This is a genomic window from Youngiibacter fragilis 232.1 (assembly GCF_000495435.3).
GTDB lineage: Bacteria > Bacillota > Clostridia > Clostridiales > Clostridiaceae > Youngiibacter > Youngiibacter fragilis.
Map to the genome: position 1 here is coordinate 13,683 of NZ_AXUN02000181.1, position 15,465 is coordinate 29,147.

Here is a 15,465-nt window from a genome sequence, read left to right on the forward strand (position 1 = left end):
TTGATTATCAAAGTTTTTGCATGAGCTTAAGCGCAATCGGAGGGTATATGGAAAAGATCAAGATAGTGACAGACAGCACTGCTGACCTTACAAAAGAGCTCATCGAGGAATATGACATTGAAGTCGTGCCTCTTACCGTGCACATAGGAGAAGAGTCATTCAAGGACGGGTCCCTGACCCTTGATGAATACTTTGAAAGGATGAAGAAGTCATCTTCATTCCCGACAACAAGCCAGGTAAATCCTCAGGATTTCCATGATGTCTACTCTAAATACCTCGCTGAAGGATACAAGATATTGTCCATACACATTTCTTCGGCACTTTCTGGTACCGGTCAGTCCGCGCAGATCGCGAAGGACATGCTTGAGACTGAGGATATCGTAATAATCGATACCATGAACGTCTCTGCTGGGATAATGATCTCAGTCATTGAAGCAGGAAAGATGGTGAAGGCTGGGAAGAACCTTAAGGAGATCGAGGCTGAAGTGAGGAGCCACAAGGACAGGATAAAGCTGCTTGCGGCATTCGATACCCTCGAGAACCTTGTAAGAGGCGGCAGGCTTTCGAAGGCTGCGGGCGCAGTCGGCGGAATACTGGGGATCAAGCCGATTCTCACCATCAAGGACGGCAGACTTGAGATGAAGGACAAGGTAAGGGGAACAAAGAAAGCCCTCAAGGCACTGACTGACTTCGCGGAAGCGGCAAGGGTCAAAGAAGGTACTGAGGTAGTTCTCATCCATGCCAAGGCAGATGACATGGTTAATCCAATAAAATCGATCTTCGATTCCAAGGGAGTGAGCTGCAGGATAGTTCCAGTCGGAACAGTAATCGCAACCCATGGCGGACCTGGGTTCGCAGGAGTTTTCTACCTGGAAGCATAAAAAGTGATATCGGCACTTCACGGTGCCGATTTTCATGCTGTAAAATTAAATTTGATAAAATCTATTTTCAACCTCAGGAAAAGGTTGTATAATATCATTAGATTTGGGTTCAAAATACTCAGGATGAAACTGGAGGTAAACATGGCGCATATTTACGATACGATAATTCTTGGCGGAGGACCGGCAGGTCTTTCTGCTGCGCTCTATGCAGGCAGGGGAAAGCTTGACACTCTTCTCATCGAGAAGGGATCATACGGCGGACAGGTTGCTACAACCTATGAAGTGGACAATTATCCCGGAGCCGACATCGGCATTACAGGTCCGGAGCTTTCTGACAAGATGAGGAAGCAGGCTGAGGCATTCGGCACGAAGTTCATGAAGACCGAGGTGCTTTCAGTAGACCTTTCCGGAAAGGTAAAGAAGGTAGTCACAAAGGCCGGAGAGATAGAGGGTAAGACAGTAATCATAGCAACAGGAGCTACTCCGAGGACCATCGGGTTCAAGGGTGAGGATGACTTAAGGGGAAGGGGTGTATCCTACTGTGCCACCTGTGACGCTGACTTCTTCACGGACCTTGAGATCGCTGTGATCGGCGGTGGAGACTCAGCCATACAGGAGGCTCTCTACCTCACGAAGTTCGGCAGCAAGGTGACTATAATACACAGAAGGCAGGGCTTCAGGGCTGCCCAGTATCTTGTTGACAAGGCAAGGGCAAACGAGAAGATAGAATTCCTTCTTGATACTGTGGTTGAGGAAGCCTACGAGGCCGGCGGAGTCCTTTCAGGACTCAAGGTCAGGAATGTTCTGACCGGTGAGGTTTCAGACTTCAAGGTCGACGGAGTGTTCGTGTTCGTAGGATACGAGCCAATATCGGCACTCTTCAAGGGTCAGGTCGACATGAACACATTTGGCGAAATAAGGACCGATGCATACATGAGGACAAACCTTCCTGGTGTTTTCGCCGCAGGCGACATCAGGGAGACCACCATCAGGCAGGTTATAACAGCGGCAGCCGATGGTGCCGTTGCGGCGGTATCCTGCGAGAAGTACCTGGAGGAAGAATAGATGATAGAGCTTAAGACAGACAGCTACTCTGAGGTCCTGATGGGATCTGAAATTCCAGTATTCGTGGATTTCTTCGGCGAGAGCTGTGCAATCTGCATGGAGCTTCTCCCGGGAGTCCATGAGATGGAAAAGGAATTCGAGGGAAAGGTAGCCTTCGCTTCAGTCGACACAGGAGCTGAGAGAAAGCTTGCCATGAAGGAAAGGGTAATGGGTCTTCCAACGATGGCAATATATGAGGGCGGCGAGAAGAAGGTTGTGGAAGGTCCGAAGGACATAAAGTCACTTGATGACGTCAGAGGATTCATAAACGGCTATCTTGCAGGCAAATAATGAACTGTTGGTCAGACATGATTTACTCTGACTGAATTGAATGAGATGGTATGCTGAGGCATGCAGGAACCTATTAGACGGGGTTCCTGCATGCCTTACGTTTTTTTTACCCACATATTCATATGCAATCCCAATTGTGTCATAATATATTCTAGTGAAGACTTATGATGAATGGCAGCGCAAGGATTGCTGCAGTCAATGAGGATTTTGGAGGTAACATGAGAATTTGTAAGATCGTACCGGCTGTCCTTGCGATAGCAGTGGCAGGGTTTCTATATGGCTGCAAGGCAGAAGAACCGCCTGCACCGACGGAGCCGTCAGGGACGTCCAGGGTAAGGGTAGGGATGTCAGCTGATGAATGGGAGCTCTCGGATAAGGTGCTGGAGGATGCGGTACTTGAAGGGCTGGAGAAGGTACTTGTTGATTTCGAGGTAAAACCTCAGGTCATGGTATCAAGGACTTCAGACCAGTATGAGAACAACCTTGATGCACTTGCCAAGGAAAACGACCTTGTCATTAGTGCGGGCCTGAAGATGGCTCCCATGGTATTGCGCATTTCGAAGGAATATCCTGACAGGAAGTTCCTGATGATCGATGGGAATGCAGAATCTCCAAATGTCAGGTCAGTGGAGTTCAGGGAGAATGAAGGCGCCTACCTTATGGGTATGATCGCCGGAAGCATGACTAAGTCAGGCAGTGTTGGCTTCATAGGCGGAATGGAGCTGCCTGTCACAAGAAGGTACCAGGCTGGATTCATAGCCGGAGTGATGTCAGTGAATGAGGAGGCAGGAAAACATCTTATAGAAGGAACCATGATAAAGTATTCCGGTTCATACACTGACACATCGAAGGTGAGGTCCCTTGCCATGGACCTTTACAGCCAGGGGGCTGACATTGTAATGCATGCAGCTGGCATTTCCGGAGAAGGGCTATACCAGGCTGCAGAGGATACTGGGATGCTTGCTCTGGGCTCGGAGAGGGATGAGGCTGCCGCTTATCCTGAAAGGGCTTCAGTGATTCTTGCTTCTGTAGTAAAGGATGCAGGAAGGTATGCGTATGATTCGGTGAAGGATGTATTGGAAGGCAGCTTCGAACATGGTCTGGTGTCATCTGGAATAAAGGAAGGCGGGATAAGGATCTCAGATACACTCCATCCTGACCTTGCTGCTGACAAGGATCTTCTTGACCTGGTCATGTCAGCCGCTGCAAAGATCTCAGAAGGCACACTTATAGTATCGGAGGATCCTGATGAGCTTGAAGCTATCAAGCCTGAAAGAGACGTGCAGCCCTAACCAGGATCGTATATGGAACATTTTGGAAAGAATCCGGAAGGATTATAAAATATCAACATGGAGGGACTAAAATGTCAAAGGTTTCTGTAACCTACCTGAAGAGAACGGAAGATGAAATTGAAAGGCTGAAGGGCTGGGAGTACAAGGGACAAGATAGTGCGGATCTCTTGCCGGAGCCTGTAAGGAAGCATCTTATCCTGTGCGGATATGAGGGGAAGAAGCTTCCTGTTTCCGGAAGGGTGATCTGGAAGGAGAGCAGCATACGTTTCGGCCCTGACAAGCCATGGACAAGGCTTGCAACGCAGCAGTTCAATTCAGCCCTGTCACCGTTTCGGGCAGCCTTCATGAAGACCAGGATGTTCGGGGTACTTCCTTTCGAGGGTCTGGACCTCTGCATCGGAGGTACGGGCAGCATGCTTGGAAAGCTTGCCGGAATCGTTAACGTACTTGACGAGAAGGGGATGGAGATGGACACCTCAGGGATCGTCACACTTCTCGCCGAAGCAACAATGATACCTGGAATGCTTCTTATGCCTTACATATCCTGGGGCAGCGTTCAGGGGAATGTGGTCAATGCATCAATGACACTCAAGGGCATAACTGTAACAGGAAGGTTCATCTTCGGTGATGACGGGCTTTTCAGGAGCTTTGAGAGCGACGACAGGTACTATGCAAATCCGAAGGGCGGGAATGAGCTGAGACCATGGAAGGTGGAGTGTGAGAGATATGATGAAACTGATGGGATAAGGTTCCAGTCGGTCGTGACCGCATCCTGGCAGCTTCCTGAGGGACACTACGAGTACTGGCGGGGTACCATTGAAAGGGTAGATTCAGGCCCTGACGGGGTAATATTCTCCTGAAAGATTGCCGCAGGCCAATATTAAAACAATGTATACAGAAATATCCTCTCCAGTCTATAAGTTCACACTAAAATCAAAATTGAAGAGATGATTTTTGGTGGATTTCACCGATACTGGAGGGTTTTGTATGAAGGTAGGACTTGTAGGTGCCACGGGGATGATAGGGTCAAGGATACTTGATGAGCTCGCTGCCAGGGAGCATCTGGTTGCGGCGATAGCAAGGGATCCATCGAAGGTTCCGGGATACACGACAGTGATAGCCTGCTTCGGGGATATTTTCAAGCCGGATACGGTTCTTAACCACATCAGGGACTATGATGTGCTGATAAGTGCCCTGTCTCCTGACCTGAAGGACCTTGAAAGCTTCGTGGAGGCTCAGAAGAACCTTGTATATATTGCTGAAAAGTCAGGCGTAAGGAAGCTTATAGTGATAGGTGGAGCCGGTAGCCTCAAGAACCATTCAGGTTCCAAGCTTATGGATTCCCCGCTTTTCCCTGAGTCCTGGAAGGGCGTGGCGTCAGTCCATGAAAAGGCGCTTCAGGTATACAAGGACCTGAAGGGGCAGTCGTTCACATGGACAAGCGTAAGCCCGGCAGCGATGATATCACCAGGCGAAAGGACTGGAAAATATAGGCTGAGCCTTGATGAGACACTGGTCGTGGATGACAACGGCAATTCTTCGATCTCGGCTGAGGATCTGGCGGTTCTAGTCGTAGACCTCGTTGAAAATGATGCCTATAGAAACATGAGGCTGGCATCTGGATACTGAGAATATGAAGACGAAGCCGGGAAAAATCCCGGCTTTGTTTTTATGCCGTGCTATAATCAGGTTGTAAGGAATCGATGGAGTATGCAGCATGCATATTTTACGGAAGGAATGATTGGATTTGGGAAACATACTGGTTCTGGCCGAGAAGCCCTCGGTAGGCAAGGATATAGCAAAGGCGCTTGGGGCAACCTCGTCAAAGGAAGGTTACATGGAGGGGAAGGGCTACGTGGTCACATGGGGCATGGGTCATCTCGTGACCCTTGCTGACCCTGAGGACTATGACAAGAAATACCAGACCTGGAGGATGGAGGACCTTCCCATCTTGCCTGAAAGGATGAAGCTTACTGTCATAGGGCAGTCAGCAAGGCAATACAAGACAGTCAAGTTCCTCATGGACAGGAAGGATGTCGACAGCATAGTCATAGCGACCGATGCCGGCAGGGAAGGGGAGCTTGTGGCAAGGTGGATCATAAAGGTTGCGGGTGTCAGGAAGCCCATGAAGAGGCTCTGGATATCCTCAGCGACCGAAAAGGCTGTGAGGGAGGGCTTCACGAAGCTCAGGGATTCCCGTGAGTACGACAACCTGTACAGGTCTGCTGAAGCCAGGAGCCATGCTGACTGGATAGTCGGGATAAATGCGACAAGGGCGCTGACTGTAAAGCACAATGCACAGCTTTCACTAGGCCGCGTACAGACTCCTACCCTCGCGATAATAAGGAAGCGTGAGGAGGAGATCAATTCCTTCAGGAGCGTTGATTTCTATGAGGTCGGTATAGAAGCGAAGGGTGCCTCGTTTGCAATGGAAGGCGGCAGGATATTTGACAGGGAGAAGGCTGAGGCAATAAGGGAAAAGCTTGTGAGGGCAACGCTTAAGGTTGACGATGTGACCGTATCTGAAAAGAAGTCAGAACCTCCTCTTCCATACGACCTTACCGAGCTCCAGAGGGACTGCAACAGCCTCTACGGCTTCAGTCCCAAGGAGACCCTCAACCTGATGCAGACGCTCTATGAGAGGCATAAGGTGCTTACATACCCGAGGACAGATTCAAGGTATCTTACGAAAGACCTTGTCGCTACCCTTCCTGACAGGATCAGGGCATCGGCGAAGGGACAGCTTTCAATCATAGGGCAGGACCTTATAAGGAAAGGCTTTTTGGGGAAGCTCAGGTGCGTTGATGACAGCAAGGTGGGCGACCATCATGCGATCATCCCGACTGAGGATGAAGTGAGGACAGGTGCACTCACTGACAAGGAGAAGAAGGTCTATGACCTGGTGGTGTCAAGGTTCATTGCGGCCCTTTCTGCGCCTTATGTATACAGGGAGGTCAGCATAAAGGCATCTGCAGGAGGAGAGAAATTCTCGATCAAGGCAAGGACTACAGTATCTTTGGGCTACAGGGCGGTTCCAGGGCATAAGGGCGATGAGAAGGATGACCTGAAGCTCCACGAGTTCAAAAAGGGCGATACCTTCCCTGTGGAGAAGGCACATGTAAGAACCGGAAAGACTACTCCTCCCGAGCCCTTCAATGAAGGCACGCTCCTTACGGCCATGGAGAATCCATTGAAATACATGGAGGGGGGAGACAAGGAGCAGAGGGAAGCGCTTTCATCCTCTTCAGGTCTCGGAACTGTAGCAACAAGGGCAGATATCATCGAGAAGCTGTTTTCCTCGTTTGTCATAGAGAAAAGGGGGAAGGGGATCTACACAACCTCCAAGGGAAGGCAGCTTCTGACTCTTGCCCCACAGGACCTTAAGTCCCCAGCCCTTACAGCTGACTGGGAGCACAGGCTGAGCCTCATTAAGGAGGGTAAGCTTGCGCAGGACAAGTTCATAGGAGATATGGAGGAATATGCGAGGAAGGTCGTAAGGGAAATAAAGGCCTCGCAGGGAACCTTCAGGCATGACAACCTCACAGGCTCGAAATGCCCTGATTGCGGCAAGGCGCTGCTTGAGGTAAAGGGAAAGAACAGTGTCATGCATGTCTGCCAGGACAGGGAATGCGGATTCAGGAAGACAATATCCACTGTTACCAATGCAAGATGTCCTGAATGCCACAAGAAGATGGAGCTTATAGGTGAAGGAGACAACAAGCAGTTCAGATGCATCTGCGGTCACCGCGAGAAGCTCTCGGCCTTCAATGCAAGGCGGGAGAAGGAAGGAACTGCAATGTCGAAAAGGGATGTCGGAAAATTCCTGAAGGACATGGAAAAAGAATCCGAACCTCTTAACTCCGCACTCGCAGATAAGCTGAAGGACCTTTTCAAGTAGCGATTCCGGCAAAATTGCACGTGCAAACGTTTCCGTGCTATCATATAACCATAGCGAAACTATTAACATGGGGGTGTTTTAGAGAGTGATTGGGGATAAGAAGATACTTTCCGGGAACCAGGCCATCGCAAGGGGGTTCTACGAAGGAGGAGGTCTCATCGCAGCCAGCTATCCGGGTTCTCCTACTGTGGAGATGATGGAGTCGGTTAAGGAATACGAGGGCATCTATGCTGAGTTCAGCGTAAATGAAAAGGTGGCTCTGGAGGTTGCGATCGGCGGATCATTCTATGGTGCAAGGTCCATGGCTACGATGAAGCATGTCGGTGTGAATGTGGCAATGGATCCCCTTATGACATTCACGGAAACAGAGGTGAACGGGGGATTTGTACTGGTGTCGGGGGATGACCCGGGAATGGCAAGCTCCCAGAACGAGCAGGACAACAGGATAATAGGAAAGTTTGCGAATATGGGAGTGTTCTGCCCTGGAAGCAGCCAGGAGGCCAAGGACTACATGGTACATGCGCTGGAGCTTTCAGAAGGCTTCAGGATGCCGATGCTTGTGGACATAACATCCAGGGTATGCCACTCCCGTGGAGTTGTCGAGTGCCTTGAACGGAAGGATAAGAAGCCGGCAGGCTTCACGCCTGACAATTCAAAATACACCATGCTTCCGCCTTTCACACATGAAAGGCAGCATGCGATGGCTGACAGGATAAGGGACCTGTCCGATTACGCCTATGACTCACCGCTTAACCTGATTGAAGAGGTGGAGGGTTCAAGGGTGCTTCTTGTTGCGACCGGTCTCATGTACCATAACCTCAAGGAGCTGAAGCTGCCTTACTCCATATACAGACCGGGGATGGCATATCCCCTTAGCAAAAGGAGATTCTCTGAATTTGCCGAGAAGTATGAGAGGATAATAGTCATCGAGGAGCTCATGCCATTCATGGAGAACGAAATAAGCCTAATGGGGATCAGCTGTGAAGGCAAGAAGCATTTTTCCTTCACAGGTGAACTCAATTCCGAGGATATGGAGAGAGGTCTTGCAGCTGCAGGACTTGTAACAAAGAGAAGCACAGAGGACCACATGGATGCGGAGGTGCCTTCAAGGCCGCCCATGTTCTGTGCGGGCTGCCCTCACAGGCCTGTGTTTGACGTACTCAAGAAGATGAAGGTCAAGGTCATGGGGGACATAGGCTGCTATTCCATGGCGGTGCTTCCTGCTTTTACCGCTGCACATACCATGATAAGCATGGGAGCGACCGTTGGGATAACAAAGGGCATGAGCAAGGCAATGAGGCTCATGGGAGACGATGAACCCATCGTTTCAGTGATAGGGGACGGCACGTTCTTCCATTCCGGAATGACCGGATTTGCAGATCTCCTTCATCAGCGTGACCCTGAAGACAACATGACTTTCCTGATCCTTCAGAATGGGACAACAGCAATGACAGGCGGACAGCCAAACGGATCTTCCGGGAAATACGACAATAGCGAAGGAATGGACATAGATATAAGGAAGCTCCTTGAAACCATGGGATTTGACAACGTCCGTGAAGTTGACCAGTTCGACTACAAGGCACTGAAGGCTGCAATAACTGAGGAAACAAAGAAAAAAGGTATCTCCGTGATAATAACCACAAGGCCATGCGCATTGAGATTCAAGATCAAGGAACCTCATTTCCATGTGGACCCGAAGGTCTGCATAGCCTGCAGGACCTGCGTTAGGACAAACTGTCCTCCTATAAGGATGAAGCAGTATGAAGGCATGGACAAGCTCAAGTCATCTATAGACAAGGACATGTGCGTAGGATGCTCGGTGTGCTCGCAGGTCTGTCCTGTGAATGCGATAAAGAAATCGGAGGTCAAAAGCTCATGAAGGCTGCAGGAATAATAATAGCAGGAGTCGGAGGCCAGGGGCTGGTTCTCGCAACAAGGATGATAGCTGAGGCTGCATTCAAGGCTGGAATGGATGTCAAGACCAATGATGTGGTAGGGTTGTCGCAAAGGGGCGGCTCAGTCTGGGGTACTGTCAAGATAGGTGAGAAGATTGATTCCCCTAACATCCTGCCGGGTACTGGGGACATACTCATCGGTATGGAGCCTCTTGAAGCCTTAAGGTGGAAGGGAGCCATGAGAGAGGGAGGAATAGTAGTCCTCAATGAGAACAGGGTATATCCTACACCGGTGCTCCTTGAGCAGGCGGAGTATCCTGAGAAAGAGTTCAGTGAGCTGAAGAATAGGTTCAAGGTAATTTCCACGGATGCCAGGGAAGCCGCAAGGGAGGCAGGCAACATAAAGGCGGCAAACTCGGTGATGCTTGGAATACTTGCAGGCATAATTGAAATGCCTGAGGATGTATTCATAGAAGTGATAAAGGAGAATGTGCCAAAATCAGCGGTCGAAGAGAATATCGCTGCCTTCAGGAAGGGTATTGAGATTTCCCTGGCAGCAAAGAAGGCGGAATAAGCTGTCAGCTTGCCATGATGTCGAGTTTAGGAATTGCAGCCGCCAGGCCTTGGTCTGGTGGCTGTTTGCAGTTACCAACACAAGTTTAAGCCAATATGGAGGATGGGATGCTTATGGATAAGAAAAAGTGGCTGATGGATTCAATTGAAAGGAAGTCAGGACTCTATGCTGACATCAGCGACAGGATATGGGGATACGCTGAAACCAGGTTCGACGTGAAGAAATCCGCAGACCTGTATATCGGATTCCTGAAAAATGAGGGTTTTGAAGTTGTGAGAGGAATCGCAGGTATGGAGCATGCTTTCGTTGCCGCATTTGGTTCTGGAAAACCGGTTATAGGAGTCCTTGCGGAATATGATGCCCTGGCAAACATGAGCCAGGCTGCTGACATTGCAGAGAAGTGCATACTGGAGGCCGGTGCGAACGGTCATGGCTGCGGTCATAATGCTCTGGGAGCAGGCTCACTGGCCGGAGCTGTTGGTATAAAGGACCTGATGGCTGAGTTTGGCCTTAAAGGTACTGTGAAGCTGTATGGGTGTCCGGCTGAAGAGACCGGCTATGGCAAGGCGTTCATGGCAAGGAACGGGGATTTTCAAGGTGTGGATGCTTTCCTTACCTGGCATCCCATGGATGTTACCGAAGTATGGGGGAAAAGCTCCCTCGCCGTATTACAGATGCATTTTGACTTCAGGGGAGTGTCTTCCCATGCAGGAGCGGCACCTGAACTGGGCAGGAGCGCTCTGGATGCGGCTGAGCTCATGAACATAGGAGTCAATTTCCTCAGGGAGCATATCATTGACGATGCGAGGATACACTATGCCTTCACAGATGCCGGAGGTCTGTCAGCCAACGTGGTGCAGGCTGCTGCAAGCCTCCATTACCTTATCAGGGCTCCGAAACAGGACCAGGTAAAGGCCATTTATGAAAGGGTCCTCAAGATAGCAAAGGGTGCGGCAATGATGACCGAGACTGAGGTCAATATCAGATGGGATTCGGCGTGTGCAAACTACATCGTAAACAGGAGTCTTGCAAAGGCCATGCATGAGAACATGAAGTCAGTATTTCCCCTTCCTTTTACCGGAGAAGAGCTCAAGTACGAAGGACAATTCTTTGAAACATTGTCTGAAGAAATGAGGAAGACGCTTCATACCAGGGCAAAGAGCATGTTCCCATCAGGAAGCAGGGAATTCATAGATAATACAGCGGGTAAGGCGCTTAATGATGAGCTGGGTGAGCTTGTCTTCTCGGATAAGCCGATGACGGGGTCCACAGATGTGGCAGACCCAAGCTGGCTGGCACCGACAGCCCAGCTGAATGTTGCCTGCATGCCTCACGGCACTCCGCCCCATTCCTGGCAGTGGGTGGCTACGGGCAAGTCAAGCGTAGTACACAAGGGTCTCATTGCAGCGGGCAAGGTCATTGCAATGACAGCGCTTGATATCCTTGAGGACATGAAGCTGCTGGAAGATGCAAAACGTGAACACATGGATAACCTCGGCGGTGAACAGTATGTCTGCATGATCCCTGAAGATGTCATGCCAGGCTGAGGAAACATGATCAGTCATAGACATATAGAATAACTGATAATGAAAGTGCGGATTGGGGGGAAAGGCTCCTGTTCTGCACTTTCATCTCGTCAGGATATACCGGATGCCGCAGCAGATGAATTTCCTTTGGAATACCTTAACCGTAGCGATAGATGGCAATTTGTGCTATAAGCTAGTTAGAATGGTAAAAATTCAAAGCTATTGGCTAATAAAGAAATTCAGGGTGCAGAAATTGAACCGTATACATTTTTTGAAAATGGTATCATGGCTTCAACAACAAAGCACTCCCTTAAGGAGAATGTATCATGAGGATAAACCGATTGTCGCTTTTGAATTCACTGTTTTCGGTAATCAACGAGAATAATCAGGATGACAGCTATTTCGTTCTGGCACATTATTTTCTGGTTCACTACCACGAGCTGTCGGATCTCAATATCTATGATGTCGCTGATGATTGTTTTGTGTCAAGGTCGAGCGTACGACGATTTTGCCAGTCAATAGGATACGACAACTTCAAGGACCTGAAGACAGAGTTCAATGAATACGACGACCAGCTTAACTACTACATGCAGTTCGCAGACAGGGAGGATTTCCGACAGTGCCTGACCAATGAGATTGACGAGATGATCGGGGAGCTGGACCGCAGGATGAACACCGAAGAAGTCGGGAAGATCGCAGAGAGGCTGCATGACAGCAGGTACGTGGTATTTTTGACATCAGATGCTTCCACCTCAAGGATCAAGGAATTCCAGCAGTCGATGATCCTGAGCAACAGGATAGTCAGGATCATTTCTGAGGCATACACGGACAATACGCTGCTATCCATGCTCAATGAAAAGGATTATCTCATAACCATTTCAGCGAGCGGTAAGTTTGCGGATGCCTCCGAGGAGATCGTAAAGCGATGTTGTGCATACAAGAGTCTTGTTACACTGAACCGCGACCCGAAGTACAATGACTGGTATGACAAGGTCTACCACCTGAGTGCCAAGGACAGGAGCAAAGGTAAGTCCGTTTACGGAAGGTATGGCATAGACTACATGTTTGATGTGGTTTTCAGCCACTATATCCGTAAATACGGCAGAAGCAAATGATGAAAGGAATGTTTTTATGTATTACAAGGAAAATCCGGTATTCCCCGAAGGATTCATGTGGGGGGCATCAAGCGCAGCATGGCAGGTAGAAGGTGGCGTATCAGAAGGTGGAAGGACTCCGGCAATAATTGACCTCAACAGCAAAAAGAAGAAGCCTTATGCGGACAATTCCATAGCGGCAGACCACTACCACCACTATAAGGAAGACGTTGCACTGATGGCGGAATGCGGATTCAGTTCATACAGGTTCTCACTTTCATGGTCCCGCATAATCCCGAATGCTGACGGTAGGGTAAATCCTGAAGGCATAGCATTCTACAACGACCTGATCGATGAGCTTGTAAAGAACAAGATCGAGCCCATTGTGACTCTTTACCACTACGACATGCCTGTGTGGGTAGATGAAAAGTTCGGTGGCTGGAGAAACAGAGGGATAATTGATGTGTTTGACGAGTATGTAAGGGTCTGCTTCGAAAATTTCGGGGACAGGGTCAAGTACTGGTTGTCAATAAATGAGCAGAACATGCAGATCGTATACGGACACTGGCTCGGAGTATCGAAAGGCTGCGAAGACTGGGAAAAGGACAAATGGTCAGTCAACCATATCATGAACCTGTGCCATGCAAAGGCTGTGATCGCCTGCCATGAAATGGTCGATGGAGGAAAGATAGGTCCTGTACCGGGATACGTACCCATATACCCTGAAACCTGCAATCCGCTGGACCAGATTGCTGCGATGAATGCGGAGGAGCTTACTGAAAAGATATGGAACGACCTGTATGTACACAGGGAATACAATGGCTTCGTAAAGAAGTTCTGGAAGGATAACGATATTGACCCTGGAATCCAGGAAGGGGACATGGAGCTCATAAGAAAGGCAAAGATTGATTTCTTCGCACTCAACTGCTACAGGTCCAATGTCGGAAAGGACGCACCTCCGGACAGCGGATTCCGTGAACTTGCACTCAACAAGAGCGGAATAAAGGGAGAGTTCGTCTACCCGAACTACCCTGGCCAGTACGCCCTTGCAGCGAACCCGTATGTGGAAACTACAGATTGGGACTGGGAGATAGACCCTGTCGCAATGAGATACATGCTGAGGTATGTATGGGACCATTATCAGCTTCCAATGATGATCACCGAGAACGGATATGGTGCACACGAATCAGTTGATGCTGATGGCAAGGTGCACGACCCTAAGAGGATCGAGTTCCTCAGGGAGCAGATATACCAGGTTGGGCTTGCGATCAGCGATGGCTGCGAGGTCATAGGATACAATCCATGGTCCTTCACTGACCTCCTGAGCACAGGGAATGGAATGGCAAAGAGGTACGGGCTGGTATATGTCAACACAACTGATGAAGAGGTTCTCGATCTGAGAAGAATAAGGAAAGATTCATTCTACTGGTATTCCGAATTGATAAAATCAAATGGCTCGAATTGGGGAAAGGATATGCTGAATAAATGAATAAATTCGAACAGCTTTCAAAGGAAATCCTAGCAGCGGCAGGCGGAGAATCAAATGTGGCGGGTGTCAACTTCTGTGCAACAAGGTTGAGGCTGACAGTCAACGAACCATCGAAGGTAAGCGAAGAGACCATCAAGAAGATAAAGGGAGTTCTGGGACTTGTAGTAAGAGGCAATGAGTATCAGGTAGTCATTGGAACAGATGTTCCTAAGGTATATTCTGAGATAGTCAAGCTCGGCAAGTTCGCCAAATCAGGAAAGGTAAGCGAGGATGGCACAAAGGGACTGGCAGGCAGGGTGATCGACTTCATCTCCGGCACTTTCGTACCTGTACTTCCGATACTTGTTGCAGGAGGACTCGTCAATGCAGTGCTGACAGTGCTGACTGCATACTTCGGCCTGGCTTCTGATTCCGGAACATATCTTGTACTTAGCGTAATCAATAATGCGGCGTTCTACTTCCTTCCGATCTTTGTCGGATACAGCGCAGCGAGGAAGCTGGACATCAATCCGATGATGGGCGGCTACCTGGGAGCCATACTTGTCCACAAGGCCATAGACGGCGCTGCAGGACTGAGCTTCTTGGGTATTCCTGTCACTCAGGTCAACTACAACACATCAGTGATACCGGTAATACTCGGCGTGCTCTTCATGTCCCTGGTTTATAATTTCTTCGAGAAATATATCCCTAAGGAAGTAAAGTTCTTCGCGGTACCGCTTCTCACGATACTGATAGTGACACCTGTCACACTTTTACTGCTCGGGCCTGCTGGTACGTTCATAGGAAAGTACATCGCAGATGCCCTCCAGTGGGTAAATGTGACTCTCGGATGGCTTTCCGTGGCAATCATGGGAGCGATAACACCTATCCTTGTCATGACAGGAATGAATCAGGCACTGTTCCCACTTGTTTTTGCTGAGTTCGCAGCATTCGGCTACGATCCGTTCGTACTTCCCGGTATGCTTGCTGCCAATGTGGCGGTTGGTGCTGCTGCACTTGCAGTGTATTTCAAGGCTAAAAATGCTGACAACAAGGCTTTGGCCTTATCTTCAGGAATCACCGGAGTGCTCGGAATAACTGAGCCATCGATATTCGGTGTGCTTCTCAGGTTCAAGAAGCCATTCCTGGCTGCGATGATCGGTGGTGGAGTAGGAGGACTGTTTGCAGGAATAATGGGACTCGCCGAATATGCGATCGTCTCTCCAGGACTTGCAGCGATCCTTGCGTTTGTCCCGGCTGACGGTTCATTATATAACCTCTTCATAGCACTGGCTACTATAGCCATTGCCTTCGCGGTATCATTTGCCGCTACCTGGTTCCTTGGATTTGACGAGGATATGGAAGTCTGATAAACAACAGGTCAAAAGGAGCAAATTAAGCTCCGGATATAGGGAATAAGAATGTCCGCAGAGGCGCATTGC

The 15,465-nt window shown here is 49.3% G+C and carries 13 protein-coding genes; all 13 read left to right on the forward strand.

What is annotated here, in order from left to right:
* The first annotated feature begins 47 nt into the window (after positions 1-47).
* The 13 genes from T472_RS11085 to T472_RS11145 all read left to right on the forward strand — a co-directional run bounded on the left by T472_RS11085 (position 48) and on the right by T472_RS11145 (position 15,393).
* On the forward strand, positions 48-881 hold the full coding sequence (locus T472_RS11085; protein ID WP_023389091.1) for a DegV family protein: 834 nt from the start codon (positions 48-50) through the stop codon (positions 879-881).
* Positions 882-1,022: 141 nt separating this feature from the next.
* On the forward strand, positions 1,023-1,946 hold the full coding sequence (trxB, locus tag T472_RS11090) for a thioredoxin-disulfide reductase (protein WP_023389092.1): 924 nt from the start codon (positions 1,023-1,025) through the stop codon (positions 1,944-1,946).
* Positions 1,947-2,276, forward strand: coding sequence for a thioredoxin family protein (locus T472_RS11095; protein WP_023389093.1), 330 nt, complete (start codon positions 1,947-1,949; stop codon positions 2,274-2,276).
* A 218-nt stretch (positions 2,277-2,494) separates the two neighbouring features.
* Positions 2,495-3,568, forward strand: a complete 1,074-nt coding sequence (locus T472_RS11100; RefSeq protein ID WP_160319139.1) for a BMP family lipoprotein — start codon at positions 2,495-2,497, stop codon at positions 3,566-3,568.
* Between the two features lie 71 nt (positions 3,569-3,639).
* Positions 3,640-4,428, forward strand: a complete 789-nt coding sequence (locus T472_RS11105) for a DUF6544 family protein (RefSeq protein WP_023389095.1) — start codon at positions 3,640-3,642, stop codon at positions 4,426-4,428.
* Between the two features lie 127 nt (positions 4,429-4,555).
* A complete protein-coding gene (locus T472_RS11110; protein ID WP_023389096.1) occupies positions 4,556-5,197 on the forward strand; it encodes an NAD(P)-dependent oxidoreductase in 642 nt (213 codons plus the stop codon).
* 118 nt (positions 5,198-5,315) lie between these two features.
* Complete coding sequence (locus T472_RS11115; protein WP_023389097.1) at positions 5,316-7,466, forward strand: DNA topoisomerase III; 2,151 nt, start codon at positions 5,316-5,318, stop codon at positions 7,464-7,466.
* 85 nt (positions 7,467-7,551) lie between these two features.
* On the forward strand, positions 7,552-9,345 hold the full coding sequence (locus tag T472_RS11120) for a thiamine pyrophosphate-dependent enzyme (protein ID WP_023389098.1): 1,794 nt from the start codon (positions 7,552-7,554) through the stop codon (positions 9,343-9,345).
* A complete protein-coding gene (locus T472_RS11125; RefSeq protein ID WP_023389099.1) occupies positions 9,342-9,935 on the forward strand; it encodes an indolepyruvate oxidoreductase subunit beta in 594 nt (197 codons plus the stop codon). Before T472_RS11120 ends, T472_RS11125 begins: the two co-directional genes overlap by 4 nt.
* 113 nt (positions 9,936-10,048) lie before the next feature.
* Complete coding sequence (locus T472_RS11130; protein WP_040907430.1) at positions 10,049-11,482, forward strand: M20 family metallopeptidase; 1,434 nt, start codon at positions 10,049-10,051, stop codon at positions 11,480-11,482.
* A gap of 305 nt (positions 11,483-11,787) precedes the next feature.
* Positions 11,788-12,576 (forward strand): MurR/RpiR family transcriptional regulator, encoded by a 789-nt coding sequence (locus T472_RS11135; RefSeq protein WP_023389101.1) that lies wholly within the window; start codon positions 11,788-11,790, stop codon positions 12,574-12,576.
* Positions 12,577-12,592: 16 nt separating this feature from the next.
* A complete protein-coding gene (locus tag T472_RS11140; protein WP_023389102.1) occupies positions 12,593-14,044 on the forward strand; it encodes a glycoside hydrolase family 1 protein in 1,452 nt (483 codons plus the stop codon).
* Positions 14,041-15,393, forward strand: a complete 1,353-nt coding sequence (locus tag T472_RS11145; protein ID WP_023389103.1) for a PTS transporter subunit EIIC — start codon at positions 14,041-14,043, stop codon at positions 15,391-15,393. Before T472_RS11140 ends, T472_RS11145 begins: the two co-directional genes overlap by 4 nt.
* Positions 15,394-15,465 lie beyond the last annotated feature (72 nt).

What these genes read in the sequence shown, in the direction of transcription:
- T472_RS11110 (WP_023389096.1), top strand. Translation starts at nt 4,556, where the DNA reads ATGAAGGTAGGACTTGTAGGTGCCACGGGGATGATAGGGTCAAGGATA.
- T472_RS11100 (WP_160319139.1), top strand. Translation starts at nt 2,495, where the DNA reads ATGAGAATTTGTAAGATCGTACCGGCTGTCCTTGCGATAGCAGTGGCA.
- T472_RS11130 (WP_040907430.1), top strand. Translation starts at nt 10,049, where the DNA reads ATGGATAAGAAAAAGTGGCTGATGGATTCAATTGAAAGGAAGTCAGGA.
- T472_RS11105 (WP_023389095.1), top strand. Translation starts at nt 3,640, where the DNA reads ATGTCAAAGGTTTCTGTAACCTACCTGAAGAGAACGGAAGATGAAATT.
- T472_RS11135 (WP_023389101.1), top strand. Translation starts at nt 11,788, where the DNA reads ATGAGGATAAACCGATTGTCGCTTTTGAATTCACTGTTTTCGGTAATC.
- T472_RS11145 (WP_023389103.1), top strand. Translation starts at nt 14,041, where the DNA reads ATGAATAAATTCGAACAGCTTTCAAAGGAAATCCTAGCAGCGGCAGGC.
- T472_RS11125 (WP_023389099.1), top strand. Translation starts at nt 9,342, where the DNA reads ATGAAGGCTGCAGGAATAATAATAGCAGGAGTCGGAGGCCAGGGGCTG.
- trxB (WP_023389092.1), top strand. Translation starts at nt 1,023, where the DNA reads ATGGCGCATATTTACGATACGATAATTCTTGGCGGAGGACCGGCAGGT.
- T472_RS11140 (WP_023389102.1), top strand. Translation starts at nt 12,593, where the DNA reads ATGTATTACAAGGAAAATCCGGTATTCCCCGAAGGATTCATGTGGGGG.
- T472_RS11095 (WP_023389093.1), top strand. Translation starts at nt 1,947, where the DNA reads ATGATAGAGCTTAAGACAGACAGCTACTCTGAGGTCCTGATGGGATCT.
- T472_RS11085 (WP_023389091.1), top strand. Translation starts at nt 48, where the DNA reads ATGGAAAAGATCAAGATAGTGACAGACAGCACTGCTGACCTTACAAAA.